Source organism: Cytobacillus gottheilii, assembly GCF_001636345.1.
In the GTDB taxonomy this organism is placed as follows: Bacteria; Bacillota; Bacilli; order Bacillales; family Cytobacillaceae; genus Cytobacillus; species Cytobacillus gottheilii.
Window position 1 is genome coordinate 3,157,347 of sequence record NZ_KV440945.1, and the last position, 20,296, is coordinate 3,177,642.

A 20,296-nucleotide genomic window follows, 5' to 3' on the forward strand; every position below is an offset into this window, starting at 1 on the left:
TAGCTTAGCTGCCTTTTTTAATTAAAGTTTTTAAGATAGAAGTTCTTCCATCTCATTTAGTTTTTCTTCAAAAACTTTGCATGCATCTTCAATAGCTTGCTTGCTGGTCATATCAACGCCTGCTTTTTTCAGAACCTCAATAGGATAATCAGAGCTTCCAGCTTTTAAGAATTCGACATAGCGATCGACTGCCGGCTGTCCCTCTTCTAAAATTTGCTTGCTTAGTGCTGTAGCGGCACTATAGCCTGTAGCATATTGATAAACATAATAGTTGTAATAGAAATGAGGAATTCTAGACCATTCAAGACCAATCTCTTCGTCAATAATGATATCTTCTTCCCCGAAATATTTTTTATTTAATTCATAATAAGCTTCAGTCAATGATTCTGCTGTTAATGCTTCATTGTTTTGAGCCTTCTCATGAATTAAATGTTCAAATTCGGCAAACATCGTTTGACGGAAAACAGTACCTCTGAATCCTTCAAGGAAATGATTTAGGAGATACAGACGCTTCTTGTCATCATCAATTGTCTTAAGCAAGTAATCATTTAAAAGAGCTTCATTGCATGTGGATGCAACCTCAGCAACAAAAATTGAATAATTTCCGTATGGATATGGCTGGTTTTTTCTTGTGTAATAACTGTGTACAGAATGACCAAATTCATGAGCTAGAGTAAACAGATTATTTACATTATCCTGCCAGTTCATTAGTATATATGGATTTGTCCCATAAGTTCCTGATGAATAAGCACCGCTTCTTTTCCCTTTATTCTCGTGTACATCCACCCAGCGGTTTTCAAAGCCCTCTTTGAGCACATTTAAATAGTCTTCTCCTAATGGTGCAAGCCCCTTTAAGATATGCTCCTTCGCCTCATCATATGAAACCTCCATCTTTACATCCTTTACTAGAGGTGTATAGAGATCATACATATGCAATTCCTCTAATCCAAGGACTTTCTTGCGCAGTTTTACATAGCGGTGCAACAGGTGAAGGTTATCATTGATTGTGCTGACTAAGTTATCATAAACACTCTCTGGGATATTATTATTGGCAAGTGCTGCTTGTCTTGCTGATTCATATTTCCTGATTTGAGCATTAAAGTTATGATTTTTCACATTTCCGCTTAAAGTACTTGCAAAGGTATTTTTAAACTGTCCATATGTGCCGTATACTGCCTTAAATGCATCATGGCGCACCCGTTGGTCATCACTCTCTAAGAAGCGCACGTAACGGCCATGTGTGACCTCCACCTCATTGCCGTTTTCATCTTTAATAGCCGGGAATTCAAGATCGGCATTATTCAGTGCTCCAAATGTATTGCTGGATGCCCCAAGCACTTCTGACGCTTGGGCAAGCAAAGCCTCCTGCTCGGCTGATAACACATGTGGACGCTGTAAATTAATTTCATCAAGAGCTTGCTTATAAAGCTTGAGCTCTTCTTTTTCCTCTAAAAAGCCCTCTACCTTTTTTTCTTCAATGGCAAGAAGTTCTGGCACAACATAAGCCAGTGCAGCGCCTGCTTTCGAGTATACAGTTTTAATTCTGTCTTCCATTCCCTGATACTTCGAATTAGTTGTATCCTGATCATATTTCATATGAGCATATGTATAGAGCTTGCTTAATCTTGAAAACAAATGATCTTGATACTGAAGTGCTTCATACAATACGTCTGCACTTTCACCAAGCTTACCTTCATACTTGGATGCTTCAGGTATTAAAGCTTCAACTGCTTTAAATTCCTTTTCCCAAACCTCATCTGTCTCAAAAATATCTTCTAGCCTCCAAGTATCTTCAACTGCAATTTCACTTCTGGCCGGCAATTTTTGCACAGCGGCAGTTTCATTTGTCATTGTATTGTCCCCTCCAGTAAATAATGCGATAAATAGTAGTGGTAATTTTAACAATAGCACTATAGGTTACTTCTCCTTTACTGCGAAAATTCCTGCTATTTTCCGATATTTTTATCAGCGTCTCATCCTATTCTGTGCTAAAAGACTGTATTTCATTTATTAAATTGGTTTTGACTGGCTTGTTTCATTATATATTTTCCAAATCGCTTGTTTAAAGATTGATCATATTGCACTTGTTCATTTTGGCTATAAGGAAATATAAGTTTATTAGAAACAAAATATCCTCCCTGGTCTGTTTTGGAGATTATATATAAATGTTCTAATAAGCTGAAATACTCCTCAACAGCTCGAAACTCCTCAGATTCATCGAAAAGAGGGAATCTTCTCACTGAAATACTTTTACTCCGAACCCTCTTATAAAAGGAGGTTTTGGCGTCGCTTATCGTAAATGTCTTTTTCTTCATTATTACATCCATCATTAGAAACGTTTGCCATTGCAAAGGTGGTGTGGAAATATAGGGTGAATGAAAAACAGGAAGACCAATTTCTGAAGGAAGTTGTGATGGAGAGATACGATGATTATATAATTCGGCTAACATTGCTTTACCGAAAGAGCTATTTCTAACTGCTGCAAAGTCTTTTTGCTTTCTGATGACAGATTGCCATTGCTGAAAAGATATAGATGAAGATTCGTTTGAAAGATGGAGTAATGTAGAGAGATCAAGATTTTTGAGCGGTTTAATTTGCAGGTTGACGAATGTGTTTTTCGTGGAATATGGAAGCGGGTTTTTAAGAAAAACAAAATGCATTGTGTTTGGACAAAACGCTAGGATTTCCCATGACTTCCTTTCATATAGTGAAAGGAATAGATAATTAAATGAGGTAAGTGCAATTCTGTTGTGATCGATCCGTTTGATTTTGTTAGCTCCTATGATCCAGATTGGGATGATGCCAGCTTGGAGATAGGACTGGGTTCGCTTGTAAAACAAATCCTCTGAAATCGGCGAGCACTGAAATTCAATGGCAAATGATTGTTCCTTATATATAAATCCTATATCTGCCCTCTGCTGAATTTCATGATAATAATATTCCATTACGGGAGTGACTCCTTTTTGCCGCAGCCAATTGTATAGCTTAATTTTTCCATTCAAATGATATTGCGACTCATTTTCATAGCTTTCCGGACACCTCGAATGCATGTGATGAGCAAAGTGCGGAATGCGTTTTGTGCCAGCTTTTAATAACAATGTTTCCGAACACTCACGGCAAAAGTAAGGTCCCTTCTCCTTGAGAGATATAGCCTCGGCTCTAGTGTATGACCTAAAAAGTGAAACAACTTCCCCTGAGCTGTTTACTGCAGTTAACATCATTCTTCCTCCTTTCTTTCTAGTAGGTATTCGTGAATCATACATCTAACTCCTTTATGTTTGAAAAATTTATGGATAATTATGTTACTGTCAAAGTATATACAATTTTTAAAATGCAAAAAAAAACGATTTCAATATTGAAATCGTTTTGGTTATTTGAAATATTTACGAAGTTCTGCAAAAACATTACTTTCAATAATCGTTTTTCCGTATTCAGTAATACGGTGGATTGTTACTTGCGTTTCGTAACCATATTCAAGCATAATGCTGAGAAGATTGTCGATATCTTCTTCATCAAACAATTCTTCGTCAAAATCAAGAAATAAATAGTAGCTGCCTTCAAAAGAATATAATGTTGTTTTGATGGAATCAAGCTCTGATTTTTTTGACAGAGAAATAATATCTTCAAAGTCTTTGAAGGTTATTAGAAATTCCAAATTGCCTTCATACTGTTCATTTTCTTCAGTTGCATCTTCAGAATTAAAGTGATGATCAAGCAACTCTTCAATTCTTTCATCAACCGGAAGATCCTGCGCTTTTTCATCTGGAACAGGAAGTTCTAATTTTTGGCCATCTTTTGAGAGCTGTGCCCTTGTGACAAGTACTTCTAAGCCTTTATCCAGCGCCTGAACTTGTATCCAAAGCGGACCTTCTGCAAAGAAATCTTCTTCCCGATGAACCTCATCCATCATTTCCCAAAATAATTCTTCACTTCTTTCGCGGTTATACCAGATTTCCTCGCGATCAAAGCCTCTTTCCTCTATATCAATGTAAGAAATGTAAAACTTAACTGTATTATCATTAATACGTTCAATTTCCATACAACAACTCTCCCTTCTGGCTATGGTTGAAGGGACTAAAGACCCTTAAATAGTTACTTTTTCTCCATATACCCAGTATAGAACAGGTTAATCTGTTTTAACCATTCTTTTAGAGCAAAGGCCTACGATTAAGTCCAAATTATGTGCCTTGTACTTATATTTTATGATAAAAACAGAATAAAGGGAATTAAAAAAGCATGATTCATTAAAAACCGTTATATGCCTAATTCCTCTTTTTAAAAGTGGTTAATGTATTTTAACAGAAATATAGCGCATCTACAAGAAAAGAGAATTGTGGCATTAAAACGGGTGATCCAGTGTGTTTCTGCGTTTATAAAAAACAAATAAAAACCTTCTTTCATCAATTGAAAGAAGGTTTAAAAATTTAATTAACAAGTCGTTGTGCTTCACGAAGCTGATACGTACGTACCTTTCTTGGAAGGAATCGTCTAATCTCGTCTTCATTATAACCAACCTGTAAACGTTTCTCATCAATAATAATTGGGCGTCTAAGCAGGCCGGGATTATCTTTAATCAATTCAAATAAATTTTGAAGAGGCATCGTCTCAAGATTAACATCTAATTTTTGGAACGTTTTTGAACGAGTTGAAATAATTTCATCTGTTCCGTCCTCTGTCATTCGAAGAATTTCTTTAATTTCTTCAATTGATAATGGCTCAGAAAAAATATTTCTTTCTTTATAAGGAATTTCATGCTCCTCTAACCATTGTTTCGCTTTCCTGCAAGATGTGCAACTTGGTGAAGTGTATAATGTGACCATTTTACAAATTCACACTCCCTTAATTTAGACATATTATTAGATCTATTGTTAGATTTTTTTCTTGTTTATAAAACTTGGAGCTTTGTAAATTAAAATCACTTTAAAAAAGTAATTTGTATTATCTATTATACACTAATAGAAGCCCATTGGATATAAGTTTTTATAAACACCCTAAAAGTATGAGATGATCTTTTAGGTTAAACAGTAAATTCTCTGTTACACTATATAAGACGATTGAAGCGTGAAAAAGTTTCATTTTTCATTTAAAACGATAAAACGTTCACAAAGTATTCACATTTCCTCTTTTAATTAGGGTAGTTTATATTCAATAGGTACCCCTTTTTACAAGTTTTAAACTTAAATTCACTATTATTTTCTCAATTAAAGCTATTAAATTGAAAAAAGGATTAAACGTCACTGAATAGTTTCACTGCTTGAAAGGGCTTTCCCTGAGGAGTAAAGCTAACTTTCACAGCATGCATGCCGCTATTCCCAGCATATCAAAGTTTACTCATGAGATGAGTATCTATTTTTTAAGATCAGAAACCAAAATAAAAACCGAACGATTTAACAGATAATGATAAGAAATCTGTTAATTGTTCGGTTTTATCGTGAGCTGAAACGCTTATTTTAAGAAAACATTATATTCCACCGGTTATTTTATAGGCGATCAAGGACGTTTTTTCCGCTCTCTCCTTCATCAAAGGTCAGGACTTCATCTACTTTCTGGTAAGACTCTCCATAAAATTGCTTATCCTTATATGTGTGAACAAGTTCATAGGTTGTCTTCATTGCTTCAAAAATAGTATCTTCTGATTCATTATTCGGTGCCCAGTAGAGGATTTCCATTGCATTGATTTCTTTCGTGGCCAGTGATCTTCTGCGATATCCAATAGACTGTGCATGTTTAAAGCCTTCACGCTTATAGAAACGCAGGCGCTTCTCTGTATCCGTATCGTCATAATTAACTGGTTCAACCTCTAAAATGATTGGCTTCCCTTTATCCTTCATCTTGCCAAGCAGCTTTTTGCCAAGGCCCATCCCCCGGGCATCCTTGGATACAAATAAATAATCAATAAAAACAAAATGGTCAAGTTCCACATACATCAAGACATGATGTGGTCCTTCATCTTTATGATAAATTTCTGACTGTTCATCAAGCAAAGTTTCCATATGCTCTTTTGATTTCATTTCTTCAATAGGAAAATATTGATTTAATTTTTCATACCAATGCATGGATCTTCTCCTTTTTTTACCTAGTACAACCTAGGCGAAGTATTCTTTCCAGCATGATAAGCTCCCAGCTTTCCGCTCATTTATTGTATATACCGTTTAAGCATTCGATCGTTATGAAGTAACGCATCAAATGAAGTATTCGTAAATAACAGTCAGTTCATGCATGATTTCAATGAAAAGAAACATTCTCTTCAAATCGTGTGAGGGTAACGATATTAAATGAAAACTGTTCAATTATAAAGGATACATTTTGAGAAGAAAGGTGGAGGTTTATCTTCTAGATCTCTGCACGCTGCTTTATCTGCCTCTTGTCTACTGATTAGCTGCAGCAAAAGATTTAAGGTACTGGAAGTTTGGATGATGCAAGCCTTTATCGCTTGGCTCTTTCATCATAACGTATTAATATAGTTTGTCAAATGACACAATAGACTAAAGAAAAAGCAGCCCGATTATCTGTTGATAAACCTACAATCGGAACTGCTCCCTTATGGGTCATACCTTATTGAAATACTTGCTAGTCTAAAGGTGTATAATCCACATTTTCAGTATACGAATTTCCTGCATTCCATAATAGAAATTCATCTATGCCGTTTTCATTCAAAGCTCTAATTTGCGCTTCAACCTCTTCTTTTCCATATTCCAGATAATTTCCACTTCCTAAATAGGAAGCAGTAAAATCCTGAAGCCATGGCCTTGAGACTGGGGAAGATTCTAGTTCACCAAGCTTTTTATTCTCAAGCTTCGCATATTCACTTACCAGTTTATATGGCTCTAGATCAGGTTTTGCAATCCCAAAATAAGATGTCCAATGGCTTGGATAAATCATAGAGGAAATGACATCAACATTTTCAGAAATCTTAGAGAAATTTTGCCCAATCCCCGGTGCCTCAGGCAATGTTGCTGAATAGCCAAAGATATCAACAGACACCTTCACACCATAAGGTTTTAACTTTTCTTTCGCATAAGCTACAAAATCAGTTACAGCACTAACCCTTTTTTGCACGTTTTCAGTGGACTCATCCGTATAATCGCCATGATTGTAGCTTAATTCATTATCTCGAGTCTCAAACCCTTCTGGAAAACGCACATAATCAAATTGGATTTCCTGAAAGCCCATCTTTGCCGCTTCAATCGCCAAATCTACATTATAATCCCAGACTTCCTTTAAGAATGGATTTACAAAAGACTCCCCGCGGCCGTTTTTCCATACTTGATTACCATCTTTAAAAGACCATTCAGGTTTTTTGTTAGCAAGCTCCGTATCCTTAAACACAACTACCCTTGCAATCGGATAAACTTGATTTTCTTCCAGAGTATCCATCATTGTTTTAGGATTCTTAATATATGGCTTTCCAATCGGAGAGTAAGGGGAATTTTCCTCTGGTATGTAAGTTAGATTACCCCAATCATCTTTAATATCAATGACCATTGCATTCAAATCACTTCCATTAATGAGATTGATTAATGTGTTAAATCTTTCCCCACCTGCAGAATGCCCTGTAACATATACGCCTCTAACAGCATCTGGATAAGTGAACGTATAACCTGAATCAAATTTAAACCTATTGATAACTTCTGGCAGCTCTTTTTTCAAGTCATAGAATTCTTTTTGCGGCATCATTCCGTTCATTTTGACAGAATCCTCTTCCACTGCAAAAGAATGCTGTGGTGATAGATTTAAGACCAATAGAAATACGATTAAACTAATAACACTGAATACACTTTTATTGTTCATAGCTGTTGTCCTCCCCTCCTTCTCTCCGTACCCTTTCATACAGTTTATCAATCTTTCGACAAGAAATTAATACATTTATAGACAAAATTTTTTATTAAATGCATTTTTCTTTTAATTGAGGGAAATGTTAAAACTAATACAATTAATTGAAAATTTATAATAGTAATTACATTAGTTTTAGTGTATGATAGTAAAAAGTAAGTTAGTGGATAAAAGGACTAAAGAATAACTGAATATTTTATTTATACTGTTAATTAAACAACTTTATAATTAACATATGCTTCAACGTCCTTTTATAAAAAAAACGATCCCTTAAAAAGAGATCGTTTCGAGTTTAATGCTTATATTGTGCTTGATATTGCTTTAATTCCTTTTCAGAGCAATACACATAGTGGCCAGGGGCTACTTCGCGCATCTCAATCTTTTCATCTGAAGCATAGTTATGAACAGCTGGATCATATGATTTACGCTTACGTGTACGTTCAGATTCAGGATCTGGAAGTGGAATAGCAGACAGAAGCGACTGCGTATATGGATGAATAGGGTTATTGTATAAATCTTCGGCAGAAGCAAGTTCAACAAGCTTCCCGAAGTACATTACTCCAATTCGGTCACTTATATATTTAACCATTGAAAGATCATGGGCGATAAATAAGTACGTAAGTCCTTTTTCACGCTGCAGCTTTTTCATTAGGTTAACAACTTGAGCTTGAATCGAAACATCCAGTGCAGAAATCGGCTCATCAGCAATGATGAATTCAGGATCTACTGCAAGTGCACGAGCAATTCCGATACGCTGTCTTTGACCGCCGGAAAACTCATGCGGATAACGGTTGGCGTGTTCTTTATTCAAACCAACTGTTTCTAATAGCTCATAAACCTTTTCCATACGCTCTTTCTTTGAACTTGCAAGACCGTGTATATCAATGCCTTCAGCAATAATATCAGCTACAGTCATACGAGGGTTTAAAGAAGCATAAGGATCCTGGAAAATCATTTGCATCTTACGGTTGAACTTTTTCAGTTCTTTTGCAGATTTTTTTCCATGAACATTTTCGTTTTCAAACAGCACTTCACCGTCTGTTGCATCATATAGACGAATAATGGTACGGCCAGTTGTTGATTTACCGCAGCCAGATTCGCCAACAAGTCCTAAAGTTTCACCTTTGTAAATATCAAATGTGATTCCATCAACGGCTTTAACCATATTAGGTTTTCCCACATTAAAGTGCTGCTTTAAGTTTTTAATTTGTAAAAGCTTTTCAGCCATTGTTATTTACCCTCCTTAACAAGAACAGGCTTCTCAAAGTTAGAGGATAATTTGCGTATACGCTTCATTACAGATTCAGGCGGATTTACCTGCGGTGCATCCGGATGAAGCAGCCATGTTTTTGCAAAATGAGTTTCAGAAATTTGGAACATTGGCGGTTCTTCTTCAAAATCAATTGCCAATGCATATTGATTACGAGCAGCAAATGCATCACCTTTTGGCGGATTTGTTAAATCCGGAGGTGTTCCTGGAATTGCAGCCAGCTCTGCATCATTGTCGTTCTCAAGACTTGGCATTGATGCAAGCAAGCCCCATGTATATGGATGACGTGGATCATAGAAAATTTCATCAACCGTTCCCATTTCTACAATTTGTCCAGCATACATGACAGCAACACGATCAGCAACATTTGCTACCACACCAAGGTCATGCGTAATAAAGATGATTGAAGTATCCATCTTATTTTGCAATTCTTTCATTAAATCAAGAATTTGCGCTTGAATTGTTACATCCAATGCTGTTGTTGGCTCATCGGCAATTAAAAGCTTAGGACTAGCTGCCAAAGCAATCGCAATCATTGCACGCTGTCTCATACCGCCAGAAAATTCGTGAGGGTACTGAACAACACGTTTTTCCGGCATTGGAATACCAACTAGACGCAGCAATTCAGTTGCACGTTTTTTCGCTTCTTGCTTGGACATGTTTTGATGCTTAATAAGAACTTCCATAATTTGAGTTCCAACACGCATTGTTGGGTTTAAAGAAGTCATTGGATCTTGGAAGATCATACTGATTTCTTTTCCGCGGATATTTTCCATTTCTTTTTCTGACTTTGGAACAATGTCATCGCCATTAAAAAGGATTTGTCCGCCGGTAATTTGTCCAGGAGGCATTGGAATTAATTTCATAATCGTCTGGGAAGTTACACTTTTACCAGAACCAGATTCACCAACAATAGCAAGCGTCTCACCTTTATGAAGATCAAAGCTCACACCACGAACTGCTTGAACTTGTCCTCCATAAGTTTGGAATGAGACTTTTAAATCTTTGACTTCAAGTATTTTTTCCATATTCTCACTCCTATTTACGTAATCTTGGATCAAGAGCGTCGCGCAAGCCATCGCCAACTACATTAAATGCAAAGATAGTTAAACAGATAAAGATCGCCGGGAAGAATAAACGCCAAGGATAGTAACGCAATGCAGGCAATCCATCATTAGCCATTGTTCCCCAGCTCGCAAGCGGCGGTGTTAAACCAAGTCCAAGGAAGCTTAAAAATGCTTCAGTAAAGATAGCAGATGGTACAGTTAACGTCATGGTAACCAAGATTGGTCCCATAGCATTTGGAATTAAGTGTTTACCCATAATTCTTGTTGTATTTGCCCCTAGTGTCTTAGCAGCAAGCACGTATTCTTGATTTTTCAGCGAGAGAACTTGTCCACGTACAATACGTGACATGTTAATCCAGCCGGTAATCGTCATGGCCAGAATCATTGTTCCTAAACCTTGACCTAACACAACCATTAATAGAATAACTAATAGCAAATATGGGATTCCATAGAGAATGTCGGCAAAGCGCATCATAAATTCATCTGTACGACCGCCTTTATAGCCGGCAATTCCACCCCAGATAACACCAATACATAGGTCAATTAGAGCTGCTGCAACACCGATAAAGATCGAGATGCGGGCACCTTCCCATGTACGAGTAAAAACGTCACGGCCTAAATCATCTGTTCCAAACCAATGCTCTGAAGATGGTGCCTGGTTTTTGTTAGCCAGATCATTTTGCTTATAATCATATTCTGTCATCATTGGACCAAAGATCGCCATAAAGATGAGAATTGCTAATAAAACTAAACCGAATAATGCCAGTTTATTTTTACGGAAACGAACGAAAACATCTTTCCAAAAGGAGAGGCTCGGTTTCGATATCTTTTCAGCATCTTCCAGCTGGGTTCCAACTACTTTGAACTTATCTTTTGATATTTCCATGGTTTACTCTCCCTTCTTCCCGCCGGCAAGCTTAATGCGTGGGTCGATGATTCCGTATGCAATGTCTACAAGGAGAATAGATACAAGTAATAGAATACTATAGAATACCGTTACACCCATAATAACTGTGTAATCCCGGTTAGAGATACTTGTTACAAAGTGTGCACCTAGTCCTGGTAAACCAAAGATTCTTTCAATAACAAAGCTACCTGTTAAAATACTGGCCGTAAGCGGACCCATGTATGTAACAACAGGAAGCATAGCATTACGAATCGCATGCTTGACCGTAATTGCACCACTACTTAAACCTTTGGATTTAGCTGTTTTAATATAATCATTTGCAAGTACCTCCAGCATACTCGAACGAGTTAAGCGAGCGATAAATGCCATTGGAGTAGAAGCAAGTGCAAGTGCTGGAAGAACTGTGTACATAAACCCTTCCCATCTGGCAACAGGGAATATGCCCCATTTGATTGCAAGGAAATATTGCAGGAATGATGCCATTATAAATGATGGAACAGATATACCTAGAACTGCGACAATCATTGCTGTGTAATCCTGCCACTTATTGTGTTTCAAGGCAGCAATAATTCCTAATAAAACACCAATTGCAACTGCTAAAAAGATCGCTTCCAATCCTAATAGAAATGATACCGGGAAACCTTCACTGATCAAGTCATTAACTGTTTGACTCTTATACTTGAATGACGGACCAAAATCCCATTTTAAGATTCTTAGTAAATACTCTCCGTATTGAACGTACCATGGCTGATCTAATCCATAGTGTGCATTTAAGTTTGCTTCAATTTCGGGAGGTAACTGCTTCTCAGATGTGAACGGGTTTCCAGGTGCCATGCGCATAAAAAAGAACGTTGCTGTAACAATTAGCCATAATGAAATAAGCATGTACAACAAACGCTTCCCTATATATTTAGCCATTGACAACACCTCCATATTAATACTTTTTATAAGAAAGACCACAACTACAAAACAAAGTAAATTTGTCATTTATTGGTCGAATTCGCAGCTTCAAGTTACAGAAACGAAGGTATATGGGAAACTTGATCCCATATACCTTTCGTCAAATTACTATCGATTATTCAAAATATGCCCATTTGAATTGAGCATCTCCAAGACCAGAAATTGCAACATCTTTTAAGTTTTCGTTTTGAACCCAGTTATTTGTGTAGAAATAGATAGGTGCTACAGGCATTGCATCCATAAAGATCGCTTCAGCATCTTTTAATAGCTGCTGACGAGCATCTGCATCTGTTTCTGTCGCAGATTGAGCAAGTAATTCTTGGAACTCAGGATCTTCCCAGCCAGTATCGTTGTTACCGCCATCAGCATCACGATAAGCTTCAAGGAAGTTGATTCCGTCGTTAAAGTCACCTAACCAGCCCATACGAGCAACTTGGTAATCTAAAGCATGTACGCTGTCTAAGTATACAGCCCACTCTTGGTTGTTAAGTGTTACTTCAACACCAAGATTTTGAGTCCACATATCTTGGATTGCTTGTGCAATCTTTTGGTGGCCTTCAGATGTGTTGTAAGAAAGAGTAATTGCAGGAAGTTCAGAAGCATCACTATAACCAAGCTCTTCTAAACCTTTTTCTAAATATTCTTTCGCAGCTTCCATATCGTTATCAGGGAAGTAGCCTTCTTCGTTCTCTGGGAACATTGTCGGTGGTACAAGCGCCATTGCTGGTAGCTGTTCACCTTGTGTAACATTGTCAATTAATTCTTGACGGTTCATTGCGTGTGCAAATGCTTTACGGATATTTGCATTGTTGAATGGTTCAACAGTTGTATTAAATTTGTACAGGTAAGTTCCTGCAATTGGTTCAGTAATTAGACGGCCTTCATCTTTTAATGCAGGAAGAGCATCTAGTGGAAGTGCACCAGTTGGAGCTCCTGCCCAATCAAGTTCACCGTTATCAAACATAGATAGTTCTGTATTTGGATCGTTAACCATGATCATTTCAATTGTGTCTAATTTTACAGCATCTTTATCCCAGTAAGTATCGCTCTTTTCAAGAACAATTTTATCACTGTGAGCCCATTCAGTCATATGGAAAGGACCGTTAGTTGTATAATCATCACCAGCATCGTTAGCCCACTCAGCATTTGCTTCAGCTACTTTGCTGTTAAATGGTAAGTAAGTGTAGAATGCAGTCAACTCTAAGAAGAATGGAGTTGGATTTGCAAGAGTTACTTCTAAAGTTTTCTCATCAATTGCCTTAACGCCTACATCATCAAGTGAACCTTCGCCAGTATTAGCTGCTTCAGCACCAGCGATGTAGTTTAATTGGTATGCATACTCAGATTGGTTAGCTGGGTCAATAGCCCATTTCCATGCTGCTTCAAAATCGTTAGCAGTTACAGGGTCACCATTTGACCATTGAGCTTCACGAATTTTGAAAGTGTAAACTGTTTGGTCATCTGAAACTTCCCAGCTCTCTGCCATTGCTTCTTCAGGTGTACCTTCTTTGCCAATACGAGTTAATCCTTCCATTGTTTGGCGAAGTACAGTACCAGAAGTTGAATCCTTAGCTAAACCTGGGTGTAAAGAAGGTGGTTCAGTATTGATATTAACACTTAAATTTTGTTCTACATCAGATCCGCCGTCGCCGCTATCGCCGCCATCAGCGTTGTCATCGCCGCCGCTACATGCTGCAAGGAACATGCTTAGTACAAGCAAGATGCTGAAGAGAAATGAAAATCTCTTTTTGTTCACGGTAAAACCCCCTATTATTTTTCCCCAAACTGTACTTGTACAAAAATCTCCTAAAATACAATTGTCCTCCTGACATATATTGCTGAAATAGTCTGTCTTTTTACATTAAAGAAAAAAGTGCAAACCACTTCTCTCGTCGTAAAATAAGTTAACCTATGCTCAAAGATTGATTATCCTCTATATTCTGATAATTATATCGAAATATAAAAGTTAATACTAGTTTTGGAGTTATAAGTATGAAAAACTTACATCAGAGTTTGAGTTTTGCAAAAAATATGCTGATAGACAATCAAATTTTATTGAGAATGTAACATTTTTGTAAAGAAATTGTTTGGTGATTTTTATTATAAGTATTTTATTTCTTGATTGCAAGTAAGTTTTTAGTAGGAAAGTTCTACCATAGGTCTTAATTTGCTGAAAAATATTAATATACTAACACTTTGAAGATTAAATTTTTTTTACGAAAAGGGTCATTTTTCGACAAATCTCTCCTTCTCCTCTATTCAATAAATTGAAATGAATTTTAAAATGGGCAAAATATCAGTCAATGCATTTGAATTCAAATTAAGTTTCTTATATAATAATCTTACTAACTAATAAAAGAATGGCTATGATGAAGAGTAGTACATTTACTGTCTGGTTTTAAGAGATCCTGTGGCTGGTGGGAACAGGAATCCGGGTAAATAGAATGGACTTTGGAGCTTAAGTATAAAGAATTAATTTCTTTATTTTACGTATTGTCTGCGTTATTAGGCAGCCTGCAGTTTTGCGGGTACAGAGTGACTCATTTTGAGTAATTAGGGTGGCAACGCGGACCATTCGTCCCTAAATATTAGGGACGAATGGTCTTTTTGCTGCCTTTTTTTCTCTTCTCATCCATAATTTAAGGAGGAATATAACATGAAAACTATCTTTTCAGGTATCCAGCCAAGCGGTACCATCACGCTTGGCAACTATATTGGTGCACTCAAACAATTTATTGAACTGCAAAATGAATACAACTGTTATTTTTGCATTGTTGACCAGCATGCCATAACAGTTCCTCAAGATCGTCTGGAACTGAGAAAAAATATTCGCAGCCTTGCTGCACTTTATATTGCTGTAGGTATTGATCCAGAAAAGGCAACTTTGTTCGTCCAATCCGAAGTTCCTGCACATGCGCAAGCAGGATGGATGATGCAGTGTGTATCTTACATTGGTGAATTAGAAAGAATGACCCAATTTAAGGATAAATCAGAAGGCAAAGATGCAGTATCTGCTGGATTATTAACATATCCCCCATTAATGGCTGCTGATATTCTGCTTTATAGCACTGATTTAGTTCCAGTTGGAGAAGATCAAAAACAGCATTTGGAATTAACAAGAGATTTAGCAGAAAGATTTAATAAAAAGTATAACGATATCTTCACTATTCCTGAAGTTCGTATCCCTAAAGTTGGGGCCAGAATTATGTCCCTCCAAGAACCAACGAAGAAAATGAGCAAATCAGATCCGAATACAAAATCGTTTATTTCGATCTTAGATGAACCAAAAGTGATTGAAAAGAAAATTAAAAGCGCAGTCACAGACTCTGATGGCATTGTGAAATATGATAAAGACCTTAAACCTGGTGTTTCAAATCTATTAACGATTTATTCCATCTTCACTGGAAAAGAAATTAGTGATATTGAAGCGATATATGAAGGGAAAGGATATGGAGATTTTAAAGGTGATTTAGCACAAGTAGTTGTAAATGCCTTAAAACCAATCCAAGATAAATATCATGAATTAATGTCTTCAGAAGAACTGGATATCATTCTGGATAATGGAGCAGATAAAGCAAATAAAGTAGCTCAAAAGATGATTAAAAAAATGGAAAATGCGATGGGACTTGGAAGAAAACGCAGATAAATAATTCTTCTTATATCGAACATTCCTATTCTTATTTTAAGTTTATAAACAAGAAAAAACCTTCGACATTTATCGAAGGTTTCAGACTGTAGACAAACTCGATGAAAATCGAGTTTGCCTACAGTCTTTTTTGTTTTAGAATAAAAGGAGAATAAGGTTAGAGGTGATGAAAGATGCTTTCCAAACATAATTCGATTCAACGTGATCAGCTTGAAATGGTTACGTTAGATCAACTGGTACCTGAAAACCATTTAGTACGAAAAATGGAGGCTGCAATTGACTTCTCCTTCATTTATGATTTAGTGAAAGATACATATTCAGAAGTAGGTCGTCCAAGTATTGACCCGGTAATTTTAATAAAGCTTACTTTTATTCAATATACCTTCGGTATTCGGTCCATGCGCCAAACCATTGAGGAACTAAAAACAAACATGGCTTATCGCTGGTTTTTAGGATATGGATTTTATGATAAAGTTCCTCACTTCTCTACCTTCGGTAAAAACTATGAGCGTCGTTTTAAAGATACTGATCTATTTGAACAGATCTTCTATCGAATCTTAAAAACGGCCACGGAAAAGAAATTAATTAGCGCTGAACATGTTTTTATTGACTCGACACACGTAAAAGCAAGCGCGAATAAACATAAATTTGCGAAGAAAGTTGTGCGTAAGGAAACACGCGCATATCAAGAACAGCTTCAGACAGAAATCAACGATGACCGTGAAGATCATGGGAAGAAGCCATTTCCACCTGATAAATTTGAAAAAGAGGAAACAAAAGAGATCAAAGAAAGTACCACAGACCCAGAAAGTGGCTACTACGTCAAAGACGAACGCACTAAACAGTTTGCTTATTCGTTTCATGCCGCCTCTGATCGCAACGGATTTATCTTAGGAAATATAGTTACACCAGGAAACATTCATGATAGTGGAATCCTTGAGCCTTTAGTTGAACGAGTGATTGATAGAGTTGGAAAACCTGAAGCCGTTGCCGCAGACGCAGCTTATAAAACACCTGCCATCACGAAGTACTTAATTGAACATGAAATAACACCTGCACTCCCTTATACAAGACCACGTACAAAGGATGGATTCTTCCGAAAGCACGAATATGTTTATGATGAACATTTTGATTGTTATATTTGCCCAGCGGGCAAAATTTTGAACTATTCAACTACCACCAAGGAAGGTTACCGTGAATACAAATCATCGAAACAGACTTGTGGCACTTGTTCATTATTGCACCAATGTACACAGAGTAAGAATCACCAAAAAGTGGTGACCCGGCATATTTGGCAGGAATATGTGGAGGAAGTGGAACATCTTCGCCATCACAAAGATGTAAAACCAATATACGCAAAGCGAAAGGAAACGATTGAACGTGTTTTCGCTGATGCAAAAGAAAAGCATGGAATGCGTTGGACAACGTTAAGGGGACTTAAAAAATTGTCGATGCAAGCGATGCTTACTTTCGCGTCCATGAATTTAAAGAAAATAGCCAACTGGACGTGGCAGGACCCAAAAACAGTATAAATCTGAGGATAGGATAGCTGCATTCTGTCCTCTAAAGGAATAAAAATAGAAAAAAACTTTCAAAAGGGGTTCGGAATGAGACCATTCCGAACCCCTTTTGTCTACAATCTGAAACCTTCGACATTTATCGAAGGTTTTTTTATTAATTCACTCTCGAACCATGCTCAATCTCCCATAATTTTTCAAAGAATGGCTGTCCTTTTATTAAATTTTCACAGAATCTTTCATGCTTTTTTGACCAGCCATATTTGCTCTCTTCAAAAAGGTGATCCCATGCATGTTCAAAATTCATGGCTTGAATGTCAGAATAAATTTCCGGTCTCCATTCGGTATACCAATATCGAATTTCCGCTTCGTTTTTGGAGGAGTGCAGCTGATCCAATGCCATAAACAAAAGCTGTTTAAGCTGTCTTTCTTTTCTTGTTAGCCCTGCCATTAAGTCAGGTGATGGAGAAAGGATATGAAAACCTTTTCCAGCTGATGATGAAAAAGAGTAAGAAATTGTATCTTGATCAGCAATCATTTCATATGCAAGCTGTTCCTGTCTTGGAATAAGACGGCTTTTTCGGATTGGGATACTATATCCTATTGTATCAACGGCAACAATGCCTGTCCCATCTGTGACAACAAAGCAATATTCCAATTGAACGCGCTCATGGTTCTTTCTCAAATACGCTTTTTGATAAATATCATCAAGAAGCTGCTGTGGAATGTCTGCGAGATCATTTTCAATATAATTGAATAATACAGAGTCAACCTTCAGCAATGGCACTTGATCCAGAAGTTCAACACCATCGTCCTTACGCCATTCATGAAAATGGCATACATTATATCCGTTCTCTTCCCCTTCAAACCAATTCACCCAAACATCATGAAGATATAACATATACTTACCCCCACTTCACTAACTATTTGTCACTCAGTATGGGCATGTAATAGTAAATTTATTCCTACAATAAATATAGCCATTATAGATTTAACTCAATTTAATCTAATATATTCTGTTGATTGATCTTCTATGACTTAAGATTGCATATTCTCCTTATCCCTCATGTAAGACCCTTTTAATCCTATCCAAAGGACATTGGCTTTTCCAAATCCTTCCATATAATTTTTCTAAGCAACATTGAAAAGCCGTTTTTAAACAAAAAAACCACTGACATTAACACTGTCAGTGGTTTTGCCCGCCTATTCTAATGTCTTAGGATCGAGTGCATCTCTTAATCCATCACCTATGAAGTTAACACTTAGTACTGTTAACAGAATTAAGAATCCCGGGAAGAATGGATACCATGGAGCTGTTAGCATTACTGTATAGTTCTGAGCATCCTGAAGCATGTTCCCCCAGCTTGCAGTCGGAGGCTGTATTCCCAATCCTAAATAACTGAGAGCCGCTTCTGATAAGATTACCCCTCCAACAAGCAATGTAGCTGCAACTATGATCGGTCCCATTGCATTTGGAAGAATATGTGTAAAGATGATTTTATATGATTTAGTTCCTACTGTTTTAGATGCAAGGACAAACTCTCTTGATCTTAGTGATAAAAACTCTCCTCGCACAAGTCTTGCCGTCCCTGTCCAACTGGTTAAAGCAAATACAATGATTAGATTTTGTAAGCTAGATCCGAAGATTGTTACAATTGTAATTAGTAGGAAAATACTTGGAATAGAGATGATTACATCTACAAAGCGCATTAGAACGGCATCTACAATTCCTCCAAAATAGCCAGCTAGAGCTCCCACTGTAATTCCAATAACAATTGCTCCTAATACCGAACCAAATGCTACTAGGAGAGATACTCTGCCTCCATAAATTAACCTTGTAAATATGTCTCTGCCATAACGGTCAGTTCCAAGCCAGTAATCCGCACTTGGAGGCTGTAATTTGGCAAGCAAATTTTGCTGATCATATGGATGCGGAGAAATGATTGGCGCCAGAATTGATATTAATACGATGGCGAGCAAAAAGATTGCTCCAACAACCGCCAATTTATTTTTCATAAACTTTCTAATAAAGATTTTCGTTAATGTATCTGGTTTTTCCATTAAATTGGGGTTCAGTTCTAATTCTTTTTGTGATATTTCTGGATTAACTTGTGACACTGTAACCCCTCCTTTAATACTCAATTCGCGGATCAAAGACCGCGTATAGTATGTCTGCTAATAAGTTCCCAATGACAACAAATACTGCTGAAATAACTGTTAATGCCATAATGACTGGATAATCCCTCTGGAAGGCTGATTCAATGAATAAAAGTCCAATTCCTGGCCATGCAAATACTCTCTCCGTAATCGCAGCTCCGCCAATAAAGGATGGAAGCATTAGACCAAAAATCGTAATGATTGGGATCATCCCATTTCTAAGACCATGTTTTAAAACTACTTTTTTCTCTTTAAAACCTTTTGACATTGCAGTTCGGATATAATCCTGTTTCAATACATCCATCATTGAAGAACGTGTGTATCTTGTTAGTGCAGCCATATCTGCTACTGCTAACACAAAAGCCGGAAGAATTAAGTGATGAATTCGATCCCATAAACTAAAGTCGGCGTTTAATGTCGCTACCCCACCAGTTGGAAACCAGCCTAATGTTACGGATAAGAACATGATTAACATTAATCCGAGCCAGAAATTCGGTGTCGCTACTCCTAAGAAAGAAGTCACAGTGACTGTATAATCCAGCTTGGTATAAGGCCTCATGGCCGAATATATTCCAAAAGGTATAGCAATTAAAATTGCCAGAATAGTTGAAACCAGCATCAGTAATAAAGTATTTGGCAGCCTGTTCATGATTAATTCACTTACAGGAGTTCCCCGCTTAATGATTGAATCTCCAAAATCACCCTGCGCCATATTTCCAAGCCACGTAATATATTGGATATGGATAGGTTCATCTAGTCCATATCTTTCTCGAAACGCTTCTTTATCTGAAGGTTTCATGGATGGATCCATCATTAATGATGTTGGATCTCCTGGTGCAGCTTGAATGATTGCAAATGATAGGATGGTAATTCCAAATAGCAAGGGAATAGCCATTATTGTTCGCCGAATAATATATGAGACCATCGCCTATTCTCCTT

At 37.1% G+C, this 20,296-nt stretch carries 16 protein-coding genes and 1 other annotated feature; of the genes, 2 read left to right on the top strand and 14 right to left on the bottom strand.

Translation table 11 applies throughout. The annotated features are described in order from the left end of the window. Positions 1-30 precede the first annotated feature (30 nt). From pepF to A6754_RS15305, 11 genes are all read right to left on the bottom strand, one after another. A complete protein-coding gene (gene pepF, locus A6754_RS15255) occupies positions 31-1,851 on the bottom strand; it encodes an oligoendopeptidase F (RefSeq protein WP_066447501.1) in 1,821 nt (606 codons plus the stop codon). A gap of 152 nt (positions 1,852-2,003) precedes the next feature. Then, on the bottom strand, positions 2,004-3,263 hold the full coding sequence (locus tag A6754_RS15260) for a competence protein CoiA (RefSeq protein WP_082851703.1): 1,260 nt from the start codon (positions 3,261-3,263) through the stop codon (positions 2,004-2,006). Positions 3,264-3,370: 107 nt separating this feature from the next. Next, positions 3,371-4,039, bottom strand: coding sequence for an adaptor protein MecA (gene mecA, locus A6754_RS15265; protein ID WP_066447507.1), 669 nt, complete (start codon positions 4,037-4,039; stop codon positions 3,371-3,373). 385 nt (positions 4,040-4,424) lie between these two features. Next, positions 4,425-4,820 carry a transcriptional regulator SpxA gene (spxA, locus tag A6754_RS15270; RefSeq protein WP_066447509.1) on the bottom strand — a complete coding sequence of 132 codons (396 nt, stop codon included), beginning with the start codon at positions 4,818-4,820 and terminating at the stop codon, positions 4,425-4,427. A 660-nt stretch (positions 4,821-5,480) separates the two neighbouring features. Beyond that, positions 5,481-6,056 (bottom strand): GNAT family N-acetyltransferase, encoded by a 576-nt coding sequence (locus A6754_RS15275; protein ID WP_066447512.1) that lies wholly within the window; start codon positions 6,054-6,056, stop codon positions 5,481-5,483. 514 nt (positions 6,057-6,570) lie between these two features. Beyond that, complete coding sequence (locus A6754_RS15280; protein WP_066447514.1) at positions 6,571-7,791, bottom strand: putative glycoside hydrolase; 1,221 nt, start codon at positions 7,789-7,791, stop codon at positions 6,571-6,573. A 334-nt stretch (positions 7,792-8,125) separates the two neighbouring features. After that, positions 8,126-9,061, bottom strand: a complete 936-nt coding sequence (locus A6754_RS15285) for an ABC transporter ATP-binding protein (protein ID WP_066447517.1) — start codon at positions 9,059-9,061, stop codon at positions 8,126-8,128. A gap of 2 nt (positions 9,062-9,063) precedes the next feature. Next, positions 9,064-10,131 carry an ABC transporter ATP-binding protein gene (locus A6754_RS15290; protein ID WP_066447520.1) on the bottom strand — a complete coding sequence of 356 codons (1,068 nt, stop codon included), beginning with the start codon at positions 10,129-10,131 and terminating at the stop codon, positions 9,064-9,066. 10 nt (positions 10,132-10,141) lie between these two features. After that, positions 10,142-11,056, bottom strand: coding sequence for an ABC transporter permease (locus A6754_RS15295; RefSeq protein WP_066447523.1), 915 nt, complete (start codon positions 11,054-11,056; stop codon positions 10,142-10,144). Between the two features lie 3 nt (positions 11,057-11,059). Beyond that, the gene (locus A6754_RS15300; RefSeq protein WP_066447525.1) at positions 11,060-11,995 is read right to left on the bottom strand and encodes an ABC transporter permease; all 936 of its coding nucleotides are present in this window, start codon (positions 11,993-11,995) and stop codon (positions 11,060-11,062) included. 157 nt (positions 11,996-12,152) lie between these two features. Then, the gene (locus A6754_RS15305) at positions 12,153-13,742 is read right to left on the bottom strand and encodes a peptide ABC transporter substrate-binding protein (protein WP_066451662.1); all 1,590 of its coding nucleotides are present in this window, start codon (positions 13,740-13,742) and stop codon (positions 12,153-12,155) included. A gap of 652 nt (positions 13,743-14,394) precedes the next feature. Then, positions 14,395-14,623 (top strand) — a binding site (T-box leader). A 70-nt stretch (positions 14,624-14,693) separates the two neighbouring features. On the opposite strand from A6754_RS15305, the gene trpS reads away from it, so the two are divergent. Then, the gene (gene trpS / locus A6754_RS15310) at positions 14,694-15,683 is read left to right on the top strand and encodes a tryptophan--tRNA ligase (protein ID WP_066447528.1); all 990 of its coding nucleotides are present in this window, start codon (positions 14,694-14,696) and stop codon (positions 15,681-15,683) included. A 173-nt stretch (positions 15,684-15,856) separates the two neighbouring features. After that, positions 15,857-17,215, top strand: a complete 1,359-nt coding sequence (locus A6754_RS15315) for an IS1182 family transposase (protein ID WP_066441451.1) — start codon at positions 15,857-15,859, stop codon at positions 17,213-17,215. 142 nt (positions 17,216-17,357) lie between these two features. Here the strand turns inward: A6754_RS15315 and A6754_RS15320 are convergent, their stop codons facing one another. The 3 genes from A6754_RS15320 to A6754_RS15330 form a co-directional block, all read right to left on the bottom strand. Beyond that, on the bottom strand, positions 17,358-18,101 hold the full coding sequence (locus tag A6754_RS15320) for a YjbA family protein (RefSeq protein ID WP_066447532.1): 744 nt from the start codon (positions 18,099-18,101) through the stop codon (positions 17,358-17,360). Positions 18,102-18,403: 302 nt separating this feature from the next. After that, positions 18,404-19,318, bottom strand: coding sequence for an oligopeptide ABC transporter permease (gene opp4C, locus A6754_RS15325; RefSeq protein WP_066447535.1), 915 nt, complete (start codon positions 19,316-19,318; stop codon positions 18,404-18,406). A gap of 13 nt (positions 19,319-19,331) precedes the next feature. Continuing rightward, on the bottom strand, positions 19,332-20,282 hold the full coding sequence (locus A6754_RS15330; RefSeq protein WP_066447539.1) for an ABC transporter permease: 951 nt from the start codon (positions 20,280-20,282) through the stop codon (positions 19,332-19,334). Between the last annotated feature and the right edge of the window lie 14 nt (positions 20,283-20,296).

What these genes read in the sequence shown, in the direction of transcription:
- A6754_RS15305 (WP_066451662.1), bottom strand. Translation starts at nt 13,742, where the DNA reads ATGTTCCTTGCAGCATGTAGCGGCGGCGATGACAACGCTGATGGCGGC.
- A6754_RS15275 (WP_066447512.1), bottom strand. Translation starts at nt 6,056, where the DNA reads ATGCATTGGTATGAAAAATTAAATCAATATTTTCCTATTGAAGAAATG.
- spxA (WP_066447509.1), bottom strand. Translation starts at nt 4,820, where the DNA reads ATGGTCACATTATACACTTCACCAAGTTGCACATCTTGCAGGAAAGCG.
- pepF (WP_066447501.1), bottom strand. Translation starts at nt 1,851, where the DNA reads ATGACAAATGAAACTGCCGCTGTGCAAAAATTGCCGGCCAGAAGTGAA.
- A6754_RS15260 (WP_082851703.1), bottom strand. Translation starts at nt 3,263, where the DNA reads ATGTATGATTCACGAATACCTACTAGAAAGAAAGGAGGAAGAATGATG.
- A6754_RS15330 (WP_066447539.1), bottom strand. Translation starts at nt 20,282, where the DNA reads ATGGTCTCATATATTATTCGGCGAACAATAATGGCTATTCCCTTGCTA.
- A6754_RS15320 (WP_066447532.1), bottom strand. Translation starts at nt 18,101, where the DNA reads ATGTTATATCTTCATGATGTTTGGGTGAATTGGTTTGAAGGGGAAGAG.
- A6754_RS15285 (WP_066447517.1), bottom strand. Translation starts at nt 9,061, where the DNA reads ATGGCTGAAAAGCTTTTACAAATTAAAAACTTAAAGCAGCACTTTAAT.
- A6754_RS15300 (WP_066447525.1), bottom strand. Translation starts at nt 11,995, where the DNA reads ATGGCTAAATATATAGGGAAGCGTTTGTTGTACATGCTTATTTCATTA.
- A6754_RS15315 (WP_066441451.1), top strand. Translation starts at nt 15,857, where the DNA reads ATGCTTTCCAAACATAATTCGATTCAACGTGATCAGCTTGAAATGGTT.
- trpS (WP_066447528.1), top strand. Translation starts at nt 14,694, where the DNA reads ATGAAAACTATCTTTTCAGGTATCCAGCCAAGCGGTACCATCACGCTT.
- A6754_RS15295 (WP_066447523.1), bottom strand. Translation starts at nt 11,056, where the DNA reads ATGGAAATATCAAAAGATAAGTTCAAAGTAGTTGGAACCCAGCTGGAA.
- A6754_RS15280 (WP_066447514.1), bottom strand. Translation starts at nt 7,791, where the DNA reads ATGAACAATAAAAGTGTATTCAGTGTTATTAGTTTAATCGTATTTCTA.
- mecA (WP_066447507.1), bottom strand. Translation starts at nt 4,039, where the DNA reads ATGGAAATTGAACGTATTAATGATAATACAGTTAAGTTTTACATTTCT.
- A6754_RS15290 (WP_066447520.1), bottom strand. Translation starts at nt 10,131, where the DNA reads ATGGAAAAAATACTTGAAGTCAAAGATTTAAAAGTCTCATTCCAAACT.